Source organism: Bacillus mesophilum (assembly GCF_008923265.1).
In the GTDB taxonomy this organism is placed as follows: domain Bacteria; phylum Bacillota; class Bacilli; order Bacillales; family Cytobacillaceae; genus Cytobacillus; species Cytobacillus mesophilum.
The window spans coordinates 25,512-48,488 of the sequence record NZ_WBOT01000010.1; the positions used below are offsets into that span (position 1 = coordinate 25,512).

Here is a 22,977-nt window from a genome sequence, read left to right on the forward strand (position 1 = left end):
CCCTTTCTTAAATTTTATTATTAAAGCGCTTTCATATTATAATATCAAAAAATTTATAATATTCAATATTTATTATGCTTTCCTTGCACCTATACTACTTAATAGATTCTAAAATAACTTAAACTACACTAATTATATAAATAAAAAAATGAAGCTTTATATTCACTTCATTTTTTTAAACCTAAATAATGGATGACATTTAATGCTTATTCATAAACTACTCCGTTTACATAAAGTGGTCCATTTTGGAGTGGAGGATTTATTTTTATTTTACATTCTTTTTTCAACGACTCTTTCCCATCTTCAGAAAATAGTTGAATTTTAGTATTTCCAGCTGTTATCTGTGTGATTTGCATAGTATTATTTATGACCATTTTATCTTTAAATAAAGGGCTCCAAGCACGCGCTGCTTGTTTAAAATCAGGTACCGGCCATTGTATCAACTCAATATAACTATTTTCAAGTGCAGGGTGAATAAACCCTGAATTCTTTAATTCTGTTAATCTAATATCATCATTCTCGGCCCATTCGATGAAGAAAGGAAATGGTATAGAAGGATCCGTCTCTTCAATAAAAAGCATCTTCCATTGTATTCGTTTCCCATCATCACGTACTCTGCTGCCATTAAATATAGGCAGTGTTTTAAGGTCCTGTTTGTGCAGATGCTGCTGCAGGTTATTCATATTATCCGTTCTAAAGCATATTTGACCAATGCCTTCTTCTCTTTTTATTCTCTCTCTAAGATATTTTACTAAAGGATTATCACTTCCAGCTGCAATTACATCGTGTTCAATAGCAAAAAATTCGATATAGGAGGATGCGGTATACAGAAGACCATTGTATGTTCCCCAATGTTGATGACTTCCTCCTGGTACAGCATGTATTCCTTTATTCTGAAATGTATCTACAACGTTCTTCGGCGTATCTGCTATAAAATGAACGACATGATCTAATGTAATATTCACATATAGTCCCCCTTTAATCAAAACATAATCTTTATTTTATCATTCTTTAGACAACCAGGATAGGATTCTGGAATTAGTGGTAATTCATTCCTTTTGTAAATTTTACGAACATATTGCTTTTCAAACCTTAACATATCCTTTACAATGAACAAAAGATAGAAAATTCAATCCATTTAACCAGGAGGTATGCACATTGAAAATTATGAGTAATGAACAGTTGGTCGTCTCGTATCGTGATGCATTAAAGTCAGGTTCTGAAGAGGAATGGATTAGAATGTTAAAGTCAGAAATTCAAAGACGCGGATTAAAGCCATTTAAAGATTAACAATATGAAAAGAACGGAAGGTCTTCTTCCGTTCTTTTTTATTTCATATTTGATCATTCTCTCTCTTCTTCTTGTTTAATGAGATATGATTTAAAGTTGCAATTGAATCCAGATCTTCTTTTGTTAAAATTCCTGCTTTTTGAAGCAGTATACTGTAAAGTACGATCTTCTCTTTCCTTCCTTTCATGATCACCACTCCTGCTTTTACTCCATTTTATGCACAACAACCAAAATGTTTCCTTAATGCAACAATTTTAAACCTTACTGATCCTTTATATAAAACCCATTTTTCTTAGGATACGCTGCTTTGATGTCCACCTCGTGTACTCATTTTCTAACTTAGAATGGTCTGATCCTAAGAAGGTGTCCCACACGTTTATGTTTCAGATTAACAGGCAAAAAAATTAATTAGATTTTCCAAAACTATAGGTTTATAAATCTCTCATAAATAGACGGAAGAATTCCGCTTATTTTCACCGCTTCCTCATATGCAAAACATGAAAAGTCAGATAACTATTTCCCCTCTTGGTAGTGATGACCAATAACAACAATCGCTCAGTAAAGAGCTAAAAAAAACGGAGGCCATTGGCCTCCGTTTCTGTTAAGCTTCAAATAATAAAGATTCAGGATCTTCGATTAGCTCTTTCACACGCTTTAAGAACGTAACCGCTTCTTTTCCGTCAACAATTCGATGATCGTAGGATAATGCAATATACATCATTGGACGATTTTCCATTCTTTCTGCATCAATGGCAACTGGTCGCAATTGGATGGAATGCATTCCTAAAATACCAACTTGCGGTCCATTTAAAATTGGTGTAGAGAGTAATGAGCCGAATACACCGCCATTTGTAATGGTGAAGGTACCACCCTGCAAGTCTGAAATAGCCAATTTATTGTCTCTTGCTTTTTTGCCAAGGCCAACAATATCTTTTTCAATCTCTGCGAAATTTTTACGATCCGCATCTCTGACAACCGGAACAACTAACCCTTCATCCGTTGAAACAGCAATTCCAATGTCATAGAACTTCTTAAGCACAAGCTCATCACCTTGGATTTCCGCATTTAGCAGCGGGCTGCGTTTTAAAGCAGCAACAACTGCTTTTGTAAAGAAAGACATGAATCCAAGCTTAACATCATTTTCTTCCTGGAACTTATCTTTGCGTTTTTTACGAAGCTCCATAACGTTTGTCATATCGACTTCATTAAATGTTGTTAGCATTGCAGCTGTTTGCTGAACTTCAACAAGTCGTTTTGCGATCGTTTGTCTGCGGCGAGTCATCCGAATCCGTTCAACCGGCTTACTGTCTGCTGAAGCTGCTGCAGGCTGGGAAGGAGCTTTTGGAGCTGGTGCAGGTGCAGCTGGTGCCGATTTTGCTTCAGGATTAAAACCTGATACATCTTGGGCACGCACTCGGCCTAATGGATCTGCTGTTGGAACCTGAGTTAAATCAATTCCTTTTTCTCTGGCCATTTTTCTAGCAGCAGGTGAAGCAATCGGACGCTGTTTACTGGATGCTGAAGCAGGTTCTTCAGCTTTTTCTGCAGCAGCAGGTGCCTTTTGCTCTTCTTTCTGCTGTACAGCCGGTGCTTCGTCTGCTTTTGATGCAGGAGGTGCAGGCGCTTCTCCGCCTTCGCTAACAACAGCAATCGTTTCCCCAACATTTACTGTGTCGCCTTCTTGTGCTTTTAACTCTGATAATACACCGCTGTATTCTGAGATGATTTCCACATTAACCTTATCTGTCTCAAGCTCAACGATATAATCCCCTTTGTTTATTGCATCACCTGGCTGTTTTAACCATTGTGCAACCGTACCTTCCGTAATCGATTCTGCTAATTCAGGAACTTTAATTTCTGCCACCTTAATTTCCTCCCTTATTGCTTACGTGTTAATGCTTCTTCGATTATTCTCGCTTGATCCATTTTATGCACATTTGGATCTCCCTCAGCAGGTGATGATCTCCGGCGTCTGCCTATGTAACTTACAGCGGATCCTTTAGGTGCGATCTCATTTAGACGAGGTTCAATAAATGTCCATGCCCCCATATTTTTAGGCTCTTCCTGAACCCAAATGATTTCTTGAAGGTTTGGATAGCGACTCATAATTTCTTTTATTTTTGTTAAAGGGAATGGATAGATTTCTTCAACACGTAAAACATGAAGCCAATCCATATCCTCTTTTTTACTCAGGCTTTCAGCCAGATCAATCGACATTTTTCCTGTTGCTAGAACGATTCTTGTTACAGCTTCATGATTTTCGCCTAGACCGTTTTGTTCAATAACAGGCTTAAATTCACCTTCACTCAACTCGATGCCATTTGAAGCAACAAGTGGATTACGAAGCAAACTCTTTGGCGACATGATAACGAGAGGACGAACTTCCTCTTTATTTAAAATAGCCGCTTGTCTTCTTAAGATATGGAAGTATTGAGCTGAAGAAGACAGATTGGCAACAGTCCAGTTATTTTCAGCAGCTAAAGTTAAGAAACGCTCTAATCTTGCACTTGAATGCTCTGGTCCCTGACCTTCATATCCGTGAGGCAGTAGCATAACAAGACCTGATTTCTGCCCCCATTTTGCACGGCCAGCAGCAATAAATTGATCAAACATCACTTGAGCTGAGTTGGCAAAATCTCCATATTGCGCTTCCCACAATACAAGTGTTTCAGGTGCAAAAACATTGTATCCATATTCAAAACCAAGGACAGCCATTTCAGATAATGGACTATTATGGATGGCAAAGGAAGCATTAGCAGACTTTAGCTTATGCAATGGTGAATATGCTTTTCCTGTTGTATGATCATGCAGGACAACATTTCGCTGTGCGAAAGTTCCGCGTTCTGAATCCTGTCCAGTTAAACGAATTGGCGTTCCATCTGCGAGGATGGAAGCATAAGCAAGTGTCTCCGCTAATCCCCAATCAATCTTTCCATGTCCTTCTAAGGCATCTGTACGGCGTTTTAAAATTTTACCCAGCTTGTCAAACACTTTAAAATCCTCAGGCCATGTCAGCAATTCTTCATTCATTTGTTTCAATTTATCAATTGAAACCGCTGTAGAAATAAAAGGAAGCTCTTTATCAACAAATTCAGGAGGATTCATATCCTCGATTTGCACTGTTTTCTTTTTGGCTGGCACTTTTTCATACGCAGCTGTCAGTTTTGCCAGTACTTCGTCTTGAATTCCCTTTACTTCTCCTTCTGAAAGGGAGGATTCTTCTAGAAGCTGTTTTCCATAAAGCTCTTTAACCGTTGGTCTCTGATGGATAATGTTATACATCAACGGATTCGTTGTCATAGGTTCATCCATTTCATTGTGGCCAAAACGGCGATAGCCAATTAAATCGATTAAAAAGTCCTTCTGGAATTTAGCACGGTATTCACATGCCAATCTGGCTGCTGATACAACAGCTTCAGGATCATCTGCATTCACATGAAGAATCGGGATCTCATACCCTTTTGCTAAATCACTCGCATATCTTGTTGAACGTGAATCACGTGATTCTGTTGTAAACCCGATTGTGTTGTTTGCAATTAGATGAATAGACCCGCCTGTATCATACCCTGTCAATTGACCAAGATTTAACGTTTCAGCAACTACACCTTGTCCCGGGAAGGCAGCGTCTCCATGTATAATAATGGACAATGCACTGCTGTGATTTACTTCAGGATAACCAGATGCAGAGCGATCATCCTGAGAAGCTCTTGTGTAACCTTCCACTACAGCTCCTACAAATTCAAGGTGACTTGGATTGTTTGCCAAAGTCAGCCGTGCAACTGTTGTATTCTCAGCTTTAATTTGCTTATCAAGTCCAAGATGATATTTTACATCTCCAGTCCAGCCATAGCTTATGCCAATTGAACCTTCTGAAGGAACTAAATCTTTATTTGGCGCATGCTGAAATTCTGCGAAAATCATTTCATATGGTTTACCTAGAACATGTGCCAGAACGTTCAGACGTCCCCGATGGGCCATGCCAATATTGATTGTTTTGGCACCGTCACCTACTGATTCCGAAACAATTTCATCAAGCAGGGGCACCATTGTATCCAAACCTTCTACTGAAAAACGTTTCTGACCAACAAAGGTGCGATGAAGAAACTTCTCAAATTCTTCTACCTCTGTTAAACGCTTATAAACCTTTACTTTCTCTTCTTTTAAAAGGGAAGCCCTTACACTATTGCTTTCAACCTTGCGGCGAAGCCATTCTTTTTCACTGGCATCGTATACATGGTTAAACTCAAAAGCGATTGATCCCATATAAACTGATTTTAAGTAGTCAATAGCTTCTTTGCCATTTCGAAGCGGGATTTGTGCATCTGTGCATATAACATGTGCAGGCACATTTATCAAATCATTTTCTGTTAAACCGTATGTGTTTAGATCAAATAACGTTTCTTCAACCGGACGGTCATTTAGTGGATAAATCTTCGCACCTAAGTGACCATATGAGCGAATATTGTCAGCAAGTTTAATAGCAGCCAGACTCTTTTCCAATTGCCCAGCACTTACTGCAAGCTCTGTGTTTTGTGCAGGTTGAGATAACGTTCCAGTTTCCTGGAATGGTGATCCATTTTCTTCAAAAAACATTCTCATTTCATCGTCTACTGATTGTGGATCTTCTAAGAATTTTTCATAAAGCTCAATTACATAGCCGAGGTTTGGGCCGTGAAAACCAAGACCAAATGGCCCTTCGCCATTAGATGGCTTTTTCATGGAAAATTACCTCCATAACTCTTTTTAAATGTTTTTTATATAATATTAAAATTTTATCCTCATTAAATGGTATTCAGAAACTCCATTTTAAAAAACACGGAAAAGATTATGAATAATATTATTTTTCAGAGGATAAAACGTTTCCATAGCCATTTTAACACGTTAAAGGCGTAGATACAAAGATAAAAACACGAAAATAGTGGAAAATAAAATATTATTTATTAGAAAAATACTTATATTGAGAAAATGAATTGTCATTCGGTTTTATTTGCATATATTTATAAATATGAAAACTTATGGTATACCCTAAAACAAAGAAAACTTGCCAATGGGCAAGCATAAAAATAACGTATTCTGCCTTCAAAAGAATGAAGCTCTGTTCTCATTCCTTTTAAGGCGACTTTACACAGAATTAAATGCTATTTTCCAGCTTAGCACATTTCTACTAAATAAAGAGGCTCTACTTTTTTCTGTACAGACCTGGCAGTCTCTATGATTGATCTTGAATTCCCAGGATCATCAATATGACCGCTGCACATGAAACACTGATTCTGTTTGCATTGATGAGTAACTTCAATCCCATCTTCTGTAGCAATAACCATTGGATCATCCTCACCCATTAATTCCGTAGCATGAAAATGAATTTGCATGTAAAAGCCTCCATCCTTTCTTTAAGCACCAATTTTTTGCGTATAAAACTATGTGACATAAAAAAACCTATGTTTAATTATAGTATAAAAATTCAGATTTTTACAGGCGTTAAGGTTCAATTTCTACTATATTTTTCCGTATAAAATACGCTTGTAATGATAAAATAATCTATATATATGAAATAGGAGGAACATCAGTGAATATTGGGCGTGCCATTGAAATATCTTCTGCTGCAGAAACCTTTAACATTACTTATATGGATGAGCCAGTCATTATCCAACATGTAGATGAACACACTAAAACGGCTAGGATCTATTATAAGAAAGAACCCGAGCGTGAACATGAAGTTCCAGTACTTTATTTAATTGAAGAATGAGAAGTTAAAACAATTCTTGCTGCCTCTTGAGAGAAGGCTTTGGCGAGGCATTGGAGAAACTTTCTTTCCTTTGTTCCCTCCAGGTGTAAGGCCTCTATATCAGTTGCAGCTGGTTTTCATTCAAACAACAGAAGTAACCCGAAAGATTAGACAGCCTTTTATGAAGACTCCTGCTAATCCTTCGGGTTATTTATTGTTTTTCTTAAAGTAAAACCTATTGCTTTACCTTGAATTTACAGGTTTACATAATAATATTATTGTTGAGTTTTTGTTACTTGAATGTTTTTTAATTTATTCGTTTTTTGATCTATTCTAATTTTTATTACAATTCCAAATTCCTCTTGTCCTTTTTTCGCCCACAATTTAAATTGCTCTATTGCCGTCTCACCTTCATTAGTTCGACCATCATAGCGGTAATCGACTATTTGAGCGTCGGGAAATTTTTGTTTCGCAGTTTGCATGGCAAGTCTTCCCCACTGTGCGTAGCCATCTTGAACCGCTACGAATTGATGTGATAACGGCTCTGCAGAGTAAATATTTGAAGAAAAAATTAATGAAAAAATCAGAAATAGACTATTTGCTAATATCATGTTGTTCTGCCTTTCTCAAATGCTCTATTTTAGCACGTTCTCTTTCTTCATCCACTAGTATATAAGCGATTTGTTCCTCTAATAAATGATGCAATATGTCCTTATCTTCCATATGATTGTCTTTCATCTTAAACCTCCAAACCTTTTTATATTCAGTTTGAAGTTAGCTCTGTTTTTTTATGCACATCATTAAAAATTATTTATGAACCTACTTGAATTATTTAAAAATGTTTTTAATCTGCGAATTGGTGAAATAGATATATATGAACAAAGTGGAGATGATCATTTATGCCTGATATTTATAAATGCAAAAACTTTAGCAAGACAGGAAAAATTCAGCTTCCCAGTAAATGGCGGAAAGAGTTTGGCCTGCTGCCCGGCAAGCTTGCTGAACTTACGTATGCAAAGAAACAGGTGGTTATTCAAAAAGCACGGTCAGGTACAACAAATAATAAAAGAATTATTACCGAAGGCGGGGCAATATATATTCCAAAAGAACTGCAGCTGCTGCTCAATGTTGATTGTGAGCATGAATATTGTCTATTCATTGATGCAATAAATGAAACATTTATATTGCGAGTTCTTGATGCTGACTAATTCGGCTAAGCTCCAGCAGCTTTAATAATAAAAAAGCAAAACGGTTCTTTATCAAAAAAAACGCACTCATTCAATATCTCCATTACGAGATTGAATAGTGCTGAACTTAATATGTAAGCTGATTTTCGCTGCAATTACTGCTGTCTTTCACCCAATTTTTATTGAGGATAAAAAAAGGGGCTTAACAAATTCTCTTTCCGATCAATTTTGACAATGATATACAAAAGTTTGTCCATTCCTTAGGATAAGAATCGTTACCTTTCATTTTGTATATCTTCCCTTTCGTTATAAGCTTTACATCCCAATAAGTATCTTCCAGCCTCAAACCATCGTCTTCATAAAATTCTAACCAGTTCCATATCCGATAACGATACATTTGCCTTTTGAACGAAGCAAGATTACCTGCTCTTTTAGGAAGCCTTTTGGTATTAGAATGTCTGCTTAAATGCCACTCAAAATAATGAAAATGATGTTGGACAAAATCTATATTTATTTTATACCAAGGACCCGGATGGCCGCCTAAAGAAACGCGCAATCGAATGGGGTCTTTATTAGGATCAATCATAATAGAACCGTCTTGGACTTTGAACAAATCTTTCTTACGAGTAATTATTGCTTCAACGTCAGCTATTTGTACGGTTTCTCCTCCATCACCTTTTTCATTCTTTTCATTTATCTCATCACATAATGCAGGCATTGTTATGGGACCTTTATTGTCTATGATATCTAATATTGTATCGAACATACTCAAAACTCTCCCCCCAAAGCACTCCTTGGTAAATAACTTAATACTATCTTACCTTTTTTTTCTTATGATAAAACCAAAACCTCTTATGGATATTTTACGCATTTGTTAGAAAAGCTAACACTGGGAGGTGTTACAATGGATAACAAAAACTTCGGGAATAATAAGCTGCCGTCGTTCACGAAGCTGGATGATCGGATAATTGCTAAGCATTCTTCAAGTCCATCTCTAGTCATTCGCATGAATCTAGACGAAGAAAACTCCACAGAAAAAAATCCTTATTTTAATGGTTCAAATGAAAAGGAAATTAAAGAATATTTCGAGGAATAAGAAATAGAATAAAAGGGATCGTATTGTGATATCCGGAAAGTTTATCACTTGCTATTTCATAATAAAAATTATATTATTTCAAAAAACGTTTGACATCTATGATTTAATGCGTTAAATTAATAATCAAGTTTTAACAAAACAAAATACGAACACACTTCTTATCAAGAGAGGTTGAGGGACTGGCCCTATGACACCTCGGCAGCGGAATCTAATTCTGTGCCAACTCCAGCAAGCACGGCTTGAAAGATAAGAAGAGGTCATGACGTTTATTATTTATTGCCCTCTTCTTATTTTAGAAGAGGGTTTTTATTTTAACTAAATAACATTCTTATCTAGAGAGGCGGAGGGACTGGCCCTATGACACCTCGGCAGCGGCTTCCATATGAAGTTTGTGCCAAATCCAGCAAGCTGAAGAGCTTGAAAGATAAGGAGAACGAATTGCAGTATTTTTTTGCAGGTCTCCTTCTTTCTTTCAAGAAGGAGACTTTTTTATTGTAAAGGAGTTAAGGCGCTTGCGCTTCTCTTAAGAAACACAACTGGAAATGGAGATGAAAAGTTTGATTGAATTTCAGCAGCTCAGAAAGGTATACGAAAGTGGCGGACAGCAGGTTGCTGCGCTTAACGGTATCGACCTAAAAATCAATAAAGGAGAAATATTTGGGGTGATCGGTTTTAGCGGTGCAGGTAAAAGCTCGCTCATTCGCTGTGTGAACCTGCTTGAACGTCCGACATCTGGTCATGTCATTGTAGATGGACACGACCTTACTTCCCTATCTGTCAAAGAGGTCAGAAAAGTTAAAAAGAATATCGGGATGATTTTTCAGCATTTTAATCTATTAAACTCTAAAACTGTTTTTGCCAATGTCGCAATGCCGCTTACATTAGTGAATACACCTAAGGAACAGATCAAGAAACGTGTTGAAGAGCTGCTAGAGTTTGTGGGTCTAGCTGACAAAGCAGATAATTACCCTGACCAGCTCTCTGGAGGACAGAAACAGCGAATTGGTATTGCGAGAGCCTTAGCAACCCAGCCTTCCATATTGCTTTGTGACGAAGCAACATCTGCATTGGACCCGCAGACAACAAGCTCTATTTTGCAGCTTTTGAAAAAAATAAATAAAGAATACAACATTACTATTTTAATCATTACCCATGAAATGTCTGTTATTAGAGAAATATGTGATCGGGTTGCCGTCATTGAAGCCGGAAAAATTATTGAGGAAGGAACTGTTTTTGACGTCTTCTCTTCTCCAACAACATCAACAGCAAGAAATTTCGTCAGCACGGTCATGAATGACCAGCTTCCTGAATCGATCAAGGAACTGATTCAGCAGCACGCCGGCATGCAAAAAATCTTCCGCATTAACTTTGTCGGAAACAAAGCTGGACAGCCGCTATTATCGGAAATTTCCAAGAAGTTTGATATTCATATTAATGTCCTTTTTGGCAATATTACAGAATTGCAGGGAACTCCGTTTGGCAACTTAATTGTAGAGTTCCAAGGTGACGAAAAAGAAATTGCCCGCACCTTAACTTATATCCAAGAAAAGGATATCAGCATTAAGGAGGTGAATGAACATGCTAGCTAATACAGATCAAATTATCGAAGCTCTGATTGAAACGATTCAAATGGTCACTTTTTCTCTTTTGTTTTCGACCCTGCTTGGACTGCCGCTTGGAATCTTGCTGGTTGTCACGAGAAAAGGTCATCTGCTTCAAAACTTGCCTGTCTTTAATATTTTAAATGGAATCATTAATATTTTCCGTTCAGTACCATTCATTATTTTATTGGTTGCGCTCATTCCTGTCACAAGACTGATTGTTGGCACATCCATTGGAACAGCAGCAGCAATCGTACCTCTTGTCTTTTATGCTGGGCCATATATTGCGAGATTGGTAGAGAACTCTTTATTGGAGGTAGACCCAGGGGTTCTTGAAGCTGCTGAAGCAATGGGCGCTACTCCATGGCAGGTCATTTCTAAGTTTCTGCTACCCGAGGCGCTAAGCTCCCTCGTCCTTGCGCTCACCATCGCAACCATCGGGCTTGTAGGGGCAACAGCAATGGCAGGAGCAGTTGGCGCCGGCGGTATTGGCGATTTAGCCATTACATATGGATATCAGCGTTTTGATGAAATTACAATGATGATCACGGTAGCCATTCTTGTGGTCATTGTGCAAGGGTTACAAAGCTTAGGGAATTTTACAGCTAAAAAAATTAGACGAAGATAATTTAGGAGGAAACACAACATGAAAAAACTTATACTATCAAGCATATTATTAGCATTTGCAGGATTTGCAGCAGGCTGCTCCAGCGACAGTTCGGAAACGGTAAAAATAGGAATTAGCGGCACAGATACAAGAACCTGGGATTTTATTGCTGAAAAAGCTGAGAAGGAAGGCATTGACATCGAAATCGTGTCATTCTCTGATTACGTAGCACCAAACACAGCACTTGCAGAAAATGAATTGGATTTAAATGCATTCCAAACGGTTGCCTACTTTGATGTTTTTATTGAAGAGCATAATTTAGACCTTGTTCCTATTGCTACAACGGTTCTGGCTCCGATGGGTATCTATTCTGACCAATATGAAGATGTTAACGATATTCCTGATGGTGCTAAAATTGCAATCCCAAATGATGCATCGAACCAAGGGCGTGCATTAATGCTCCTTGAAGATGCCGGACTAATCGGACTGCCAGAAGATTTTGATTCTAACGGCAACTTAACTCAAGTAACCGAAAACCCTAAAAACCTTGAATTGGTTGAAATGGTTCCTGCTCAAACTCCAAGAGCATTGCCAGATGTAGCTGCATCTCTTATTAACAATGGAATTGCACGTGATGCAGGACTTACTCCATTGACTGATGCCATCTACCATGAAAGCGAAACGGCAACACCTTACATTAATATTATTGCTGCCAACGAAGAAGACAAAGATAACGAAACCTATAAAAGAATTGCCGAACTTTACCAGGAAGAAGATACTGCAGAATTTATTAAAGAAGAATACGATGGCAACTTAATCCCTACATTTGTTCCACTTAGCAACATTGGCTGGTAAACCGTCACTTTAAAAATTCATGGAGGTTTTTGCTTAGCAAGAACCTCCTCTATTATAAGGAGGAAATATAATGAGCACATCTACACAATCAGCAGCTGTTTTAAAAGAGAAAATTATTCAAAATGTCGAAGACAACAAATCTGTTTACATTGAAACAAGTCATAAAATTCACGAGAACCCGGAAATTGGAAACGAGGAATTCTTTGCCTCTTCCCTTCTGACTGAACTGCTTGAAAAAGAAGGTTTCGCTGTAGAAAAGGCCGTTGCAGGACATGAAACTTCTTTTGTCGCACGCAAAAAAGGCAGCAAACCTGGACCCTCAATCGCATTTTTAGCTGAATATGATGCTCTTCCAGGGATTGGTCATGCATGCGGGCACAATATTATTGGCACGACAAGTACAGCTGCAGCAATTGCATTAAGCAAAGTGATTGAAGAAACTGGCGGTGAAGCTGTTGTATTTGGAACACCTGCTGAAGAAGGCGGACCTAACGGCAGTGCGAAAGGAAGCTTTGTAAAACATAATCTAACAGATGGAATAGATGCGGCTTTAATGATTCATCCAAATAGTGAAACTCGTTTAACTGGACCTTCTTTGGCGGTTGATCCGCTTGATTTTGAATATACCGGCAAACCTGCTCATGCTGCTGCTTCCCCGCACGAAGGCATTAATGCACTGGATGCGGTTATTCAATTATTCAATGGTATCAATGCTTTAAGACAGCAGCTGACAGATGATGTGCGTATTCATGGAATTATCACTCATGGCGGAGATGCTCCGAATATTATTCCTGAATACGCTAAAGCAAGATTCTTTATTCGTGCAGCAACTAGAGCAAAATTAAATGAAGTTACTGAAAAAGTAAAAGCAGTTGCAGAAGGAGCAGCCTTAGCCACTGGTGCTAAATTAAACGTTATTGCTTTCCAAAATGAGGTTGATAATCTTCTTGCAAACGAAAAGTATGATGAAGTTTTTAGAGAAGCTGCTGAAGAATTAGGAGAAACTATCATGGGCGTACGCGAAGGGCTTGGCTCAACAGATGCCGGAAATATCAGCCAAGTTGTGCCGACGATCCATCCTTATATTAAAATTGGGTCAAGTGATTTGATCCCGCACACGGTTCCATTTAGAGAAGCTGCTGCGTCTCCAAAAGGAGATCAAGCCTTGATAACTGGTGCCAAGGCACTTGCCTTAACCGCTCTCAAACTGATAACTGAGCCGGAAACTCTTGCTGCAATTACAGCAGAATTTCATGAAAGAAAAGCCTTAGAAAACAAGTAATTCTATCTAAATAAAGAAATTAAAGATAAACCCGAGCGATTGCAGTATTCACTTTCTGTCTAATCGTTCGGGTCTTTTACTGTTTTAGCTTAAGCTATGTATTACTTGGAAGTGAATTTTTGTATAAAGTAACCTCTTATGTCTTTCTCGTGTGCTGCTATTACGACCAGGATGATAAGAAAAAGAAAGAGAGCTTCTTCCAAAGAACTGTGAAAAACAAAATATGCTGTAATGGGGATAAGTATAAAAGAACCAAGTCCACCTATCGTAAAACTTTTAGAAATCGGATAAAAGATCAAAAAGCCGAAGATAATGACAACTGCCATGAAAGGCTCAATAGCAAGAATTCCTCCTATAAAGGATGAAATGCCTTTTCCACCTTTAAATCGGAAAAGAATTGGTTTAATATGACCAATAATAGTCAGCAGTAGTGCAAAAAGCGTTTCGGTCGTCGTTAAGTGAAAATAAAAACATACTGCTACAACAATAGATGCTTTTATTGCATCGCCTAAAAACGTAAATACAAAAGCCTTTTTTCCATACAAACGTCCTGCATTGCGTGCTCCTGGATTTCCAGATCCCGTTCCCCTGATATCCCCTTTTTTAAACAGACTGCCGATTAAAACACCTGTCAAAAGATTTCCTGTAAAATATGCAAACAAATAGATAATGAACAACATAATGTTCTCCTAGCGAAAATATACTTCCCGTATTATAACATGGACCCTTGCCAATGTATTAACTTGTTTTACTTTTTCTGGTCAATTGAAAACGCAGCAAGCTGTTCAATGGTCATATCATCCATAGGAGGGTTATGCAGACCTGCCCTAACATCCCTGTAGTATCTCTGCAGCGGATTATTTTGTGCCAAACTATGGGCACCGACAATTCTCATAGCCAAATCAACAATTTTCAATGCACTATTTGTAGCTTCATGTTTAACAGCTGATAAAATAGGTGTCATTGTATTTCGTGCCTCAGCTTCACTTTCATCCCACCCTTTTGCAGCTCCATACATGAAATAGCGGGACTTCATGATCTCTAGCTCAATCTCACCAAGTTTTTGACGAACATTAGGCAATTCAATAATCGGCCTATTAATACTAGAAGGAGTATACTCCCTTGCAAATTGGATGGAATAGGATTGAGCAGCACGGGCAATTCCTAAATAACAGGCAGGAATGTGAAGAAGCCAGCCGTTAGCCTGTTTGGGACCCCGCTGCATTTTTTCAACTAGAAAATCATTATGAATGGCAACCTCTTGAAAAATAACATCATGACTGCCCGTCCCTCTCATCGCTACACTATTCCAAGTTTCTTCTATTATAATTCCCTCTTTGTTTGCAGGGATAATAAAGCTTCCAACTTCCTCCGTTTCTGTAATTGTTGCTGTAACGATCATATAATCGAGGACAGGTGACATGGTTGCAAAGCTTTTCCTGCCATTTATAATCCACTTATTCTTGTGTCTCTTTGCAGTTGTATGCGGTTTACCTCCTCTAGTCGGACTGCCTGTTTGCCGCTCGGTTGCCAACGTATTGATAAGGGCACCATTTAAAACTTCACGAGCTATCCATTGAAGAATGCTATCATCCCATGCTTTTTTCTCAAATAGATTGTGAACAATTCCCATATGCCAGCCAATTGAAAGGGCAGTAGATCCATCTCTTTCTGCTATGGTCTCCTGCAAATGCAGTAGTTCGGTTAATGAGATTCCTTTACCACCATATTCTACAGGTACAGTCAGTGCAGTATAGCCGGACCTCTTTAACTCAGTCATATTTTCAAAAGGAAATGTTCCTTCCCTGTCATGTATATCTGCCCTCGTTCGAAAGTTTTCAGCTATTTTCTCAAGATAGTTCAAACGTTCTTTGGCATCTTTTGTTTGTAAAAAATTCATTATAAATCCCTCTTTTCCTATCGGATTATATAATTATTTTAATGGATTTATTTTCTGATGTGAACTACTGTGACTTCTAGAGGAGTTATCAAAGGTTGTTTTGCATTTATTTATGTAAGAATAATTCAAAAAAGACTGCATGCCAAGATGCAGTCTCACTTCCTTCCTAGTTGATTTCAACAAAATTTATTTTCCTGTAGGATTTCATATCATATGCTGAGATGGCATTTGGAGATAGTGCATAGATCATGTTGTTGATATAAACGAGTCTATCAATTGTATCTTCCCATTCTTCGTAAATTGCATCTTGATCCTGATGGGTCACCATCTCTTTTATTGTAAAACCTTTCTCTACATCAATTCCGTAAATATAGGCACCCTGAAATGTATATTTACTATCATACTGACTATCTTTAATGTTTTCATATACCGTAACGGGAAAAGCGAAAATATCTTTATTTTTATCAAATAGTAATGCTTTGTGATCATAATTTAAAGGTGAATAGGTTCCTCTGCCGCCAATAATCTCTGTAAACTTTTCCCTGGGATTCTTCATGTCACTAACGTCAAAAAGTGAAATTTTAATGCCTTCAGTAAAGACGAGCGGATCGCTACCGTTTTTGCCTGCTTCAACCCTTGTATCATAACCAAATCCAATTAAATGGTTTTCGTCATAAGGATGTAAATAGTTGCTGAAACCAGGAATCTTCAACTCGCCTAGAACTTTAGGAGACTTCGGATTACTGCTGTCTATAACAAACAATGGATCTGTTTCTTTAAAAGTAACGATATATATCTTATCACCCATGAATCGAGCGGAATATATTCTTTCTCCTCTCGCTAGGTCCTCAAGATTACCTGTCTCATTTAAGTTTTCGTCTAAAATGTAGAGATTATTAGCTGAAGGGCTGGAATCGTTGAAAGTATTCCCTTTTGTTGTTGCTATTCTGAAATAACCATCATGCTCATCCATTGAAAATTGATTCAAAATGGTGCCGTTTATTTCGGCGCTCGCCATCATAACGGCTTTTAGACCTTCAAACTTAAATTTATAAATCGTTGTATCCGGACTAAAATCTTCAAAGCTCTCTTCACGCAGTGGCATTAATGAATAATCAGCCGAAGCCATATAAAGATAATCTTTTGACATATACATATTGTCACCGCTGCCAATAAATGAGGATATTACTGCCTCTTTGGTATTTTGCTTCAAATCAAAGACAGCAATATTTGTGAAGTTTTGATCTTTTGATTCTGGTATATAATTGATATTTTTCAAATCCACACGCTGAAAGGATTCCGCTTTTGCAGTATCTTTAAAAATTGGTCGAAGGTCCATATCTGGGTTCTCCTCTAAGATCCAAATATCTGGATATTGATTTGTAACCATAAATACCTTTCCTTCCTTCATCCTTGCTGCTGTCAAGGAACCCTCCACTTCAACTTCTCTTGTTACTTTTGGTTGTTTTTTATTTTCGATATCATAAACAATTGCTTTTACACTTTGATAATATGCGGGAAAAGAAATGTCTTGAACTTTGTTTTCAGCACCCTTTTTATTTTCTGTATAACTGTGTCCTAAAACAACAAGCTGGTTTTCATGCAGAAACAGAGAATGCGGACTAAAATCATGAGTGAACTTCAGCACAGACATGACTTCCATTTCATTAACTGGATGAGCAGATACAATTTGCACTTCGCCATCTGCTGCCCGGTAAATGTATTGACCATCAGTTTTTACCGCATCGGCTTCATCAACTCCATCAACTTGGATATTTGTTTTAGAATACTGTCCTCCTTCCCCGCTGCTTTCCATATTGCTGAACTCTGTAGAACCTGAACTGCTGTATAATCCAGGTCCATTTGAACGCCCTTTATCTTCTAACAGTGTAAGGAAATGGTCATTTATTTGAGCAACTGAATCAGCTTTTGGCAATGTAAGCTCGACATTAAAAAGCTGTTCTGTTTGATGAGCTAATTTTCTTCCGTTCACTGATTGAATGCCCTCTGTCAGTAATAGCTTGTATGAACCTGTTCTTGCTTTAAAGCCTGATTCGGGAGGTTTAACAATGATGCTCTTTTGATCATCACTTAAGTTTATGTCAATATCTTGTTTCTCACCTTGATCGTTAATGACAGATACAGTTTGTGAATTAACTGTTTTTTGATCTAACTTTCGTGAAAAATAAATCTTCCACGTTTTATTGCTGAGTACCTCCACATTTTCATTTTCAATCTGGCTGACAACCTTTAGCTGCGTGCTCATAATAACAGCAGCTATTGCCGCAGGAACAAGAAGCAAAATGCTCATAATAATCCATATCTTTTTCATCGCCATTTCCCCCTTTATTCCTTTTGACGAGAACAATTGGAAGATGGTTACAGTGAAGCTAAAGATTTCTTAGCGGCTTTATTAAGTCTTATATAATTGAATTCCATGTACTCCACTTTTTATTTTCTTTATGCTATTTCTTTGCTTAGCATTAAAAAAAGAGCCTCGTGATTACCGAAGCTCCTTCCAATTAGAATCCTTAATCTTAATATGTATTACCAATCTTGTGTACGATCAAGTAAAAGATCTATTTCTATATGTCTGATTAGATGAGAAAGATCTTCATCAGCCATATCGGATGTATCATCTAATATTTGGTCTATGTCCGCATTAAAGATTTTCATAATCAGACTCCTTGTAACATAAATGCCCCATTAAAAAATATATTGTGACAATAAATTAAACTTTTCATTTACAATACAATTCGAGGTTAAGGACCTTTTTCTGGGGGTATACATAGTTGAAAATATTTTACCCATATATGTACACATATAAACTGCCATAAAAAGAATTTTTACATGGAATGAATTATAGTAAAAAAATTTTAGCTCTACTTACAATATGGGTTAAAAGTGTTTATACTACTCTAGCTTTATCAAAAATACTAATAAAAAATAGGAGTTACCAATCATTTACTAGTCTATTTATGAACTTTTTGTGACAAAAACACGTCTTCTAATCATGAACATTTTGTGACACAAATCACAAATGATTGTAATTAACATTATATGAGACTAATATAGAGACTGTTAATGTGAACAATATATAGTTTAGTAATGATGAAAATTATATTTCATTCATTGATTGATGAAAGGAGCACAATAATGAAACTTAAATCGGCAATCCTCTTTCTAGTTATTACTATTGCCACAGTGCTTACAGGGTGTGAACAATTAATTGTTCTGGATCCAAAAGGCCCGCAAGCAGCAACACAGGCAAATGACATTATCATCTCAGCTAGTATCATGTTATTTATCGTATTGGCTGTGTTTGGTATTTTGGCCTACATGTTAATTAAATACAGAGCTTCAAAGCAAAAAGAAGATTATGAACCGCCGCATATTGAAGGCAGCATACTCGTTGAATCAATCTGTGTTGGTATTCCTGTCCTGATTGTTGCTGTCCTCTCTTTTATGTCTGTGCAAAGCAACTATAAAGTCGAAGCAACTCCAGCGGGATATGAAGATAAAGAACCTTTAGTTGTTTATGCATCATCTTCAGCATGGAAGTGGCATTTCAGCTACCCAGAAGAAGGAATTGAAACGGTAAATTACCTATACGTTCCAACTGACCGTGCTCTAGAATTCAAATTATACTCTTTTGGAACAATCAGCAGTTTCTGGATTCCGCAATTAGGCGGACAAAAATATGCAATGTCCGATATGGTTAACACTTTGCATCTTGCTGCAGATGTCCCTGGTGAATATATGGGAAGAAATGCTAACTTTAATGGTAAAGGCTTTGCTGAGAATACATTTAATGTTACAGCAATGCCTCAAAACGAATTTGACGACTGGGTAGAAGAAGTGAAAGATACAGCTTCACCTATTACTGAAGAAAAGTTTGATGAACTACTTGAACCAGGTCATCTTGGTCAATTAACTTTTACTGGTACACATCTTGACTTCCGTCCAGCTCCTGAAGGTGAACATGGCGGACATAATCACGGATCATCTGGTAACGAAGACGATTCTGATGAAGAAAATCATGAAGATCATGATCATGAGGACCACGATCACGAGGAATCTGAACATCATCATTAATATGCAGATAAATATTTAAAGCTAGTAAACTTGTTTGTTATACGTGAAAGGAGATAAAATCGTATGGAATTCTTTGAACGATTCGCCATACCGCATCCAAGCCCAGCAATATACGCTTCCATGGTCGCTATTGGATTAACCGTAATTGCTATCATCGCTGGATTAACTTACTTTAAAAAATGGGGTTATTTATGGCGCGAATGGTTAACAACTGTTGACCATAAACGAATCGGTATAATGTATTTAATTTCTGCGCTTCTTATGCTGTTCCGCGGTGGCGCTGATGCGATCATGATGAGAGCTCAGCTGTCAATGCCGGAGAACAAATTATTAGATGCACAGCACTATAATGAAATATTCACAACTCACGGAGTTGTTATGATTATGTTCATGGTAATGCCATTTATTATGGCACTGATGAACTTTGTTGTACCTTTGCAAATTGGTGCGAGAGATGTCGCTTTCCCACGTTTGAATGCTTTAAGTTTTTGGTTATTTTTCATGGGAGCAATGCTCTTTAACATCTCATTCGTAATCGGCGGTTCACCTGACGCAGGCTGGACTTCGTACTTCCCGTTAGCAGGAACCGAGTTTAGTGAGTCAGTCGGGACGAACTATTATATGATTGCCCTGCAGATTGCTGGGATCGGTACTCTGGCAACAGGGATCAACTTTATGACAACCATCTTAAAAATGAGAGCACCAGGCATGACTTTAATGAAAATGCCTATGTTCACATGGTCAGCTTTTATCACAAATATTATTATCGTTTTTGCATTCCCAGTACTAACAGTTGCTCTTGCAATGGGTACACTTGACCGTCTATTCGCTTCTAATTTCTTTACAACGAATAATGGCGGAATGGACATGTTATGGGCCAACCTGTTCTGGGTTTGGGGACATCCTGAAGTATATATTTTAGTATTGCCTGCGTTTGGTATATATAGTGAGATCATTTCAACTTTCGCGCGCAGAAACCTTTACGGCTACAAATCAATGGTCGCATCAATGGTTATTATTTCATTGCTTTCGTTCCTTGTTTGGGTTCACCACTTCTTTACAATGGGTCAAGGTGCGTTTGTTAACAGTATCTTCTCAATTACAACAATGGCCATTGCCGTTCCAACAGGTGTAAAGATCTTTAACTGGCTGTTTACACTCTGGAAAGGAAAAATTGTTATTACGACACCAATGCTTTATTCCCTGCTATTCATTCCGCTATTTACAATCGGCGGAGTTACCGGAGTAATGCTCGGAATGTCAGCAGCTGACTATCAGTATCACAACACAATGTTCTTAGTTGCTCACTTCCATTTAGTTATTATTCCAGGCGTAGTATTCGCTATGCTTGCAGGTTTAACTTATTACTGGCCAAAAATGTTTGGCTTTATGTTAAACGAAAGACTTGGAAAATTAAGTGCCTGGATTATTTCCATCAGTACACTTGTTGCTTTCATTCCAATGTTCTTCTCTGGTCTGGATGGTCAGGCAAGAAGAATGTACACATATTCTGAACAAGCAGGCTTTACAATGTGGAATATGATTTCTTTTGTTGGAGCAGCCGGCCTTGCAATCGGTTTTGCGTTGATTGTCTATAATATTTACTATAGTATTCGTTACGCTCCAAGAGACATCGGTTCAGATCCATGGGATGCAAGATCACTTGAATGGGCTACACATAGTCCAGTACCGGAATATAACTTTGCAATTGTTCCAAATGTTGATTCAACTGAAGCATTCTGGGATGCTAAAAAGAAAGGCCACAAGCTGTTTAAAGGTGAACTCGAAAAGATTCACATGCCAAACAACAGTCCAATTCCTTTCATCATGAGCAGCATCTTCTTTGTATGGGGCTTCTCATTCGTATTTGCAATGTGGATTCCATTAATTATTGCAACGATCGGAATTTTCGGCTGCATGGCTTATCAGTCATTTGAAAAAGATCATGGCCGCTATATCTCTGTCGAAGAAATAAAAGAAACTGAAGAAAAACTGGGAGGTCCTACCGTATGAAAATAGATCATTCACTCCCTCTTGAATACAGTACACAAGAAAATCAAATGAAGATTTTAGGCTTTTGGATTTTCCTTGGCGCTGAAATCATGCTATTCGCTACACTATTCGCTTCCTATTTTGTTCTAGCACCCAGAACTGGAAGCGGCCCTGCTGGTTCTTCTATTTTTGAATTAACACCAGTGCTGGCAGAAACTATTCTGCTTTTAACAAGCAGTTTCACAATTGGGCTTGCGATTCACGCGATGAGACTTGGAAGAACAAAACCAATGTTAGTCTTCTTTGGAATCACGCTAATTCTTGGGCTTGCGTTTTTAGGTGTTGAGATCTACGAATTTAATCATTATATTCATGTGGGTGCTGCCTTGCAGACAAGTGCATTCACCTCCATCCTTTTAACAACGTTAGGGACGCATGGAGCTCACGTAACATTTGGTCTTGTATGGGGATTATTCATCATGATTCAAATTAAGAAGAATGGTTTAACACCTCAAACTGCTAATAAATCTTTTATATTCTCTCTTTACTGGCACTTCCTGGATGTAGTTTGGATCTTTATTTTCAGCTTCATCTACTTGAAAGGAATGATGTAATATGAAAGAGCTATTTCCTATCAAACAAGTTATGGGCTTTATCTTCTCTCTTGTTTTAACAGCAGTAGCATTAGCCGTTTATTTCTTTGATATGTCTTTTACTGCGGGAATGACAATCCTGCTTGTCACAGCATTTATACAAGCAGGTCTGCAGCTGGTTATGTTTATGCATGCTGGAGAATCAGAAGACAAAGCTCATATTTACACAAATGTCTATTATGGAATCTTTATTGCGATCGTTACAATATTGGGTACTTTACTGACAATGGTATGGGGTTATGTATAAACTGCAGCAAACAAAAAGGAGCGACTAATGTCGCTCCTTTTTATCTTTTAAACAAAAATCCGCGTGGTGTTTTTTCCGATTTTTCTAATGTTTCCTCTGTTGCTACAAAGAAAACACCCATTAAGAAAATAAAGATTGCTCCCATTACTGTTCCGATTCCTATTGGGGTAAGAATACTGGAACCGCTTTCAAGGAAACCTATTGTAAATAGAATAATGCCAATTGATAAAATTGAAATTCCACAGTATCTAATTGCCTTTAACATGGTTCGATGTTTACTCATATCCATCACCCTCCTGTACCTCTATAATATTCCTTTGTTCACAAAATTGTCAATTTATTTTCACAAAATGTTCTATATTTATATATTGACTTTTTTCGAACTCGTTAAACATCTTTACTTTCATTGGCAAATATAGGCTGTAATCTTAAATCCTCTAGCTGCAT

The 22,977-nt window shown here is 37.6% G+C and carries 25 protein-coding genes and 2 riboswitches; of the genes, 12 read left to right on the forward strand and 13 right to left on the reverse strand.

Annotated elements, in window-relative coordinates:
• Positions 1-206: 206 nt before the first annotated feature.
• Positions 207-965, reverse strand: a complete 759-nt coding sequence (locus F7732_RS20280) for a VOC family protein (RefSeq protein ID WP_161598919.1) — start codon at positions 963-965, stop codon at positions 207-209.
• Positions 966-1,167: 202 nt separating this feature from the next.
• Here F7732_RS20280 and sda point away from each other — a divergent pair, with 202 nt between their 5' ends.
• Positions 1,168-1,290, forward strand: coding sequence for a sporulation histidine kinase inhibitor Sda (gene sda, locus F7732_RS20285; RefSeq protein ID WP_371806975.1), 123 nt, complete (start codon positions 1,168-1,170; stop codon positions 1,288-1,290).
• 43 nt (positions 1,291-1,333) lie between these two features.
• Here the strand turns inward: sda and F7732_RS22710 are convergent, their stop codons facing one another.
• From F7732_RS22710 to F7732_RS20300, 4 genes are all read right to left on the reverse strand, one after another.
• On the reverse strand, positions 1,334-1,477 hold the full coding sequence (locus tag F7732_RS22710) for a hypothetical protein (RefSeq protein WP_161598920.1): 144 nt from the start codon (positions 1,475-1,477) through the stop codon (positions 1,334-1,336).
• 414 nt (positions 1,478-1,891) lie between these two features.
• The gene (gene odhB / locus F7732_RS20290) at positions 1,892-3,154 is read right to left on the reverse strand and encodes a 2-oxoglutarate dehydrogenase complex dihydrolipoyllysine-residue succinyltransferase (protein ID WP_151575880.1); all 1,263 of its coding nucleotides are present in this window, start codon (positions 3,152-3,154) and stop codon (positions 1,892-1,894) included.
• 14 nt (positions 3,155-3,168) lie between these two features.
• Entirely contained in the window at positions 3,169-6,009 is a 2,841-nt protein-coding gene (locus F7732_RS20295; protein ID WP_151575881.1) for a 2-oxoglutarate dehydrogenase E1 component, read from the reverse strand.
• 431 nt (positions 6,010-6,440) lie between these two features.
• The gene (locus F7732_RS20300; protein WP_151575882.1) at positions 6,441-6,659 is read right to left on the reverse strand and encodes a hypothetical protein; all 219 of its coding nucleotides are present in this window, start codon (positions 6,657-6,659) and stop codon (positions 6,441-6,443) included.
• Between the two features lie 197 nt (positions 6,660-6,856).
• Between F7732_RS20300 and F7732_RS20305 the strand changes: the two genes are divergently transcribed.
• Positions 6,857-7,036, forward strand: coding sequence for an H-type small acid-soluble spore protein (locus F7732_RS20305; protein ID WP_151575883.1), 180 nt, complete (start codon positions 6,857-6,859; stop codon positions 7,034-7,036).
• Positions 7,037-7,290: 254 nt separating this feature from the next.
• Here the strand turns inward: F7732_RS20305 and F7732_RS20310 are convergent, their stop codons facing one another.
• Positions 7,291-7,626, reverse strand: coding sequence for a DUF3889 domain-containing protein (locus tag F7732_RS20310; protein WP_151575884.1), 336 nt, complete (start codon positions 7,624-7,626; stop codon positions 7,291-7,293).
• Entirely contained in the window at positions 7,610-7,753 is a 144-nt protein-coding gene (locus tag F7732_RS22885) for a hypothetical protein (RefSeq protein WP_192913067.1), read from the reverse strand. The genes F7732_RS20310 and F7732_RS22885 overlap by 17 nt, the downstream gene beginning before the upstream one ends.
• A gap of 161 nt (positions 7,754-7,914) precedes the next feature.
• On the opposite strand from F7732_RS22885, the gene F7732_RS20315 reads away from it, so the two are divergent.
• Positions 7,915-8,223, forward strand: coding sequence for a hypothetical protein (locus tag F7732_RS20315; protein ID WP_151575885.1), 309 nt, complete (start codon positions 7,915-7,917; stop codon positions 8,221-8,223).
• 181 nt (positions 8,224-8,404) lie between these two features.
• Here F7732_RS20315 and F7732_RS20320 read toward each other — a convergent pair whose 3' ends face one another.
• Positions 8,405-8,974 (reverse strand): hypothetical protein, encoded by a 570-nt coding sequence (locus tag F7732_RS20320; protein WP_151575886.1) that lies wholly within the window; start codon positions 8,972-8,974, stop codon positions 8,405-8,407.
• A 132-nt stretch (positions 8,975-9,106) separates the two neighbouring features.
• On the opposite strand from F7732_RS20320, the gene F7732_RS20325 reads away from it, so the two are divergent.
• The 5 genes from F7732_RS20325 to F7732_RS20345 all read left to right on the forward strand — a co-directional run bounded on the left by F7732_RS20325 (position 9,107) and on the right by F7732_RS20345 (position 13,643).
• Positions 9,107-9,298, forward strand: coding sequence for a hypothetical protein (locus F7732_RS20325; protein ID WP_151575887.1), 192 nt, complete (start codon positions 9,107-9,109; stop codon positions 9,296-9,298).
• A gap of 155 nt (positions 9,299-9,453) precedes the next feature.
• A riboswitch (SAM riboswitch) is annotated at positions 9,454-9,551 on the forward strand.
• A 72-nt stretch (positions 9,552-9,623) separates the two neighbouring features.
• Positions 9,624-9,729: riboswitch (SAM riboswitch) on the forward strand.
• Between the two features lie 126 nt (positions 9,730-9,855).
• Complete coding sequence (locus F7732_RS20330) at positions 9,856-10,887, forward strand: methionine ABC transporter ATP-binding protein (protein ID WP_151575888.1); 1,032 nt, start codon at positions 9,856-9,858, stop codon at positions 10,885-10,887.
• Positions 10,877-11,527: a methionine ABC transporter permease gene (locus F7732_RS20335; RefSeq protein ID WP_066445092.1), complete on the forward strand. Its 651-nt coding sequence runs from the start codon at positions 10,877-10,879 to the stop codon at positions 11,525-11,527. Before F7732_RS20330 ends, F7732_RS20335 begins: the two co-directional genes overlap by 11 nt.
• A gap of 18 nt (positions 11,528-11,545) precedes the next feature.
• The gene (locus F7732_RS20340; RefSeq protein WP_151575889.1) at positions 11,546-12,361 is read left to right on the forward strand and encodes a MetQ/NlpA family ABC transporter substrate-binding protein; all 816 of its coding nucleotides are present in this window, start codon (positions 11,546-11,548) and stop codon (positions 12,359-12,361) included.
• 70 nt (positions 12,362-12,431) lie between these two features.
• Positions 12,432-13,643 (forward strand): M20 family metallopeptidase, encoded by a 1,212-nt coding sequence (locus F7732_RS20345; protein ID WP_151575890.1) that lies wholly within the window; start codon positions 12,432-12,434, stop codon positions 13,641-13,643.
• A gap of 101 nt (positions 13,644-13,744) precedes the next feature.
• On the opposite strand, the gene F7732_RS20350 is transcribed toward F7732_RS20345, so the two are convergent.
• From F7732_RS20350 to F7732_RS23315, 4 genes are all read right to left on the reverse strand, one after another.
• Positions 13,745-14,323 carry a glycerol-3-phosphate acyltransferase gene (locus tag F7732_RS20350; protein ID WP_151575891.1) on the reverse strand — a complete coding sequence of 193 codons (579 nt, stop codon included), beginning with the start codon at positions 14,321-14,323 and terminating at the stop codon, positions 13,745-13,747.
• Between the two features lie 68 nt (positions 14,324-14,391).
• On the reverse strand, positions 14,392-15,543 hold the full coding sequence (locus tag F7732_RS20355) for an acyl-CoA dehydrogenase family protein (RefSeq protein ID WP_151575892.1): 1,152 nt from the start codon (positions 15,541-15,543) through the stop codon (positions 14,392-14,394).
• Between the two features lie 166 nt (positions 15,544-15,709).
• Complete coding sequence (locus F7732_RS20360; protein ID WP_161598921.1) at positions 15,710-17,875, reverse strand: beta-propeller domain-containing protein; 2,166 nt, start codon at positions 17,873-17,875, stop codon at positions 15,710-15,712.
• A gap of 215 nt (positions 17,876-18,090) precedes the next feature.
• Complete coding sequence (locus F7732_RS23315; protein ID WP_275670940.1) at positions 18,091-18,219, reverse strand: hypothetical protein; 129 nt, start codon at positions 18,217-18,219, stop codon at positions 18,091-18,093.
• Positions 18,220-18,699: 480 nt separating this feature from the next.
• On the opposite strand from F7732_RS23315, the gene qoxA reads away from it, so the two are divergent.
• The 4 genes from qoxA to qoxD all read left to right on the forward strand — a co-directional run bounded on the left by qoxA (position 18,700) and on the right by qoxD (position 22,530).
• The gene (gene qoxA / locus F7732_RS20365; RefSeq protein WP_151575894.1) at positions 18,700-19,638 is read left to right on the forward strand and encodes a cytochrome aa3 quinol oxidase subunit II; all 939 of its coding nucleotides are present in this window, start codon (positions 18,700-18,702) and stop codon (positions 19,636-19,638) included.
• Between the two features lie 63 nt (positions 19,639-19,701).
• On the forward strand, positions 19,702-21,651 hold the full coding sequence (gene qoxB / locus F7732_RS20370) for a cytochrome aa3 quinol oxidase subunit I (RefSeq protein ID WP_151575895.1): 1,950 nt from the start codon (positions 19,702-19,704) through the stop codon (positions 21,649-21,651).
• Entirely contained in the window at positions 21,648-22,244 is a 597-nt protein-coding gene (qoxC, locus tag F7732_RS20375; protein ID WP_066445068.1) for a cytochrome aa3 quinol oxidase subunit III, read from the forward strand. The genes qoxB and qoxC overlap by 4 nt, the downstream gene beginning before the upstream one ends.
• A 1-nt stretch (position 22,245) precedes the next feature.
• Positions 22,246-22,530, forward strand: coding sequence for a cytochrome aa3 quinol oxidase subunit IV (gene qoxD / locus F7732_RS20380; RefSeq protein ID WP_066445065.1), 285 nt, complete (start codon positions 22,246-22,248; stop codon positions 22,528-22,530).
• Positions 22,531-22,570: 40 nt separating this feature from the next.
• Here the strand turns inward: qoxD and F7732_RS20385 are convergent, their stop codons facing one another.
• On the reverse strand, positions 22,571-22,813 hold the full coding sequence (locus tag F7732_RS20385) for a hypothetical protein (RefSeq protein ID WP_066445063.1): 243 nt from the start codon (positions 22,811-22,813) through the stop codon (positions 22,571-22,573).
• Between the last annotated feature and the right edge of the window lie 164 nt (positions 22,814-22,977).

Coding starts and splice junctions, on each gene's coding strand:
- sda (WP_371806975.1), top strand. CDS start 1,168: ATGAGTAATGAACAGTTGGTCGTCTCGTATCGTGATGCATTAAAGTCA.
- F7732_RS22710 (WP_161598920.1), bottom strand. CDS start 1,477: ATGAAAGGAAGGAAAGAGAAGATCGTACTTTACAGTATACTGCTTCAA.
- F7732_RS20295 (WP_151575881.1), bottom strand. CDS start 6,009: ATGAAAAAGCCATCTAATGGCGAAGGGCCATTTGGTCTTGGTTTTCAC.
- F7732_RS20300 (WP_151575882.1), bottom strand. CDS start 6,659: ATGCAAATTCATTTTCATGCTACGGAATTAATGGGTGAGGATGATCCA.
- F7732_RS20310 (WP_151575884.1), bottom strand. CDS start 7,626: ATGATATTAGCAAATAGTCTATTTCTGATTTTTTCATTAATTTTTTCT.
- F7732_RS22885 (WP_192913067.1), bottom strand. CDS start 7,753: ATGAAAGACAATCATATGGAAGATAAGGACATATTGCATCATTTATTA.
- F7732_RS20315 (WP_151575885.1), top strand. CDS start 7,915: ATGCCTGATATTTATAAATGCAAAAACTTTAGCAAGACAGGAAAAATT.
- F7732_RS20325 (WP_151575887.1), top strand. CDS start 9,107: ATGGATAACAAAAACTTCGGGAATAATAAGCTGCCGTCGTTCACGAAG.
- F7732_RS20335 (WP_066445092.1), top strand. CDS start 10,877: ATGCTAGCTAATACAGATCAAATTATCGAAGCTCTGATTGAAACGATT.
- F7732_RS20340 (WP_151575889.1), top strand. CDS start 11,546: ATGAAAAAACTTATACTATCAAGCATATTATTAGCATTTGCAGGATTT.
- F7732_RS20345 (WP_151575890.1), top strand. CDS start 12,432: ATGAGCACATCTACACAATCAGCAGCTGTTTTAAAAGAGAAAATTATT.
- F7732_RS20350 (WP_151575891.1), bottom strand. CDS start 14,323: ATGTTGTTCATTATCTATTTGTTTGCATATTTTACAGGAAATCTTTTG.
- F7732_RS20355 (WP_151575892.1), bottom strand. CDS start 15,543: ATGAATTTTTTACAAACAAAAGATGCCAAAGAACGTTTGAACTATCTT.
- F7732_RS20360 (WP_161598921.1), bottom strand. CDS start 17,875: ATGAAAAAGATATGGATTATTATGAGCATTTTGCTTCTTGTTCCTGCG.
- F7732_RS23315 (WP_275670940.1), bottom strand. CDS start 18,219: ATGAAAATCTTTAATGCGGACATAGACCAAATATTAGATGATACATCC.
- qoxA (WP_151575894.1), top strand. CDS start 18,700: ATGAAACTTAAATCGGCAATCCTCTTTCTAGTTATTACTATTGCCACA.
- qoxB (WP_151575895.1), top strand. CDS start 19,702: ATGGAATTCTTTGAACGATTCGCCATACCGCATCCAAGCCCAGCAATA.
- qoxC (WP_066445068.1), top strand. CDS start 21,648: ATGAAAATAGATCATTCACTCCCTCTTGAATACAGTACACAAGAAAAT.
- qoxD (WP_066445065.1), top strand. CDS start 22,246: ATGAAAGAGCTATTTCCTATCAAACAAGTTATGGGCTTTATCTTCTCT.
- F7732_RS20385 (WP_066445063.1), bottom strand. CDS start 22,813: ATGAGTAAACATCGAACCATGTTAAAGGCAATTAGATACTGTGGAATT.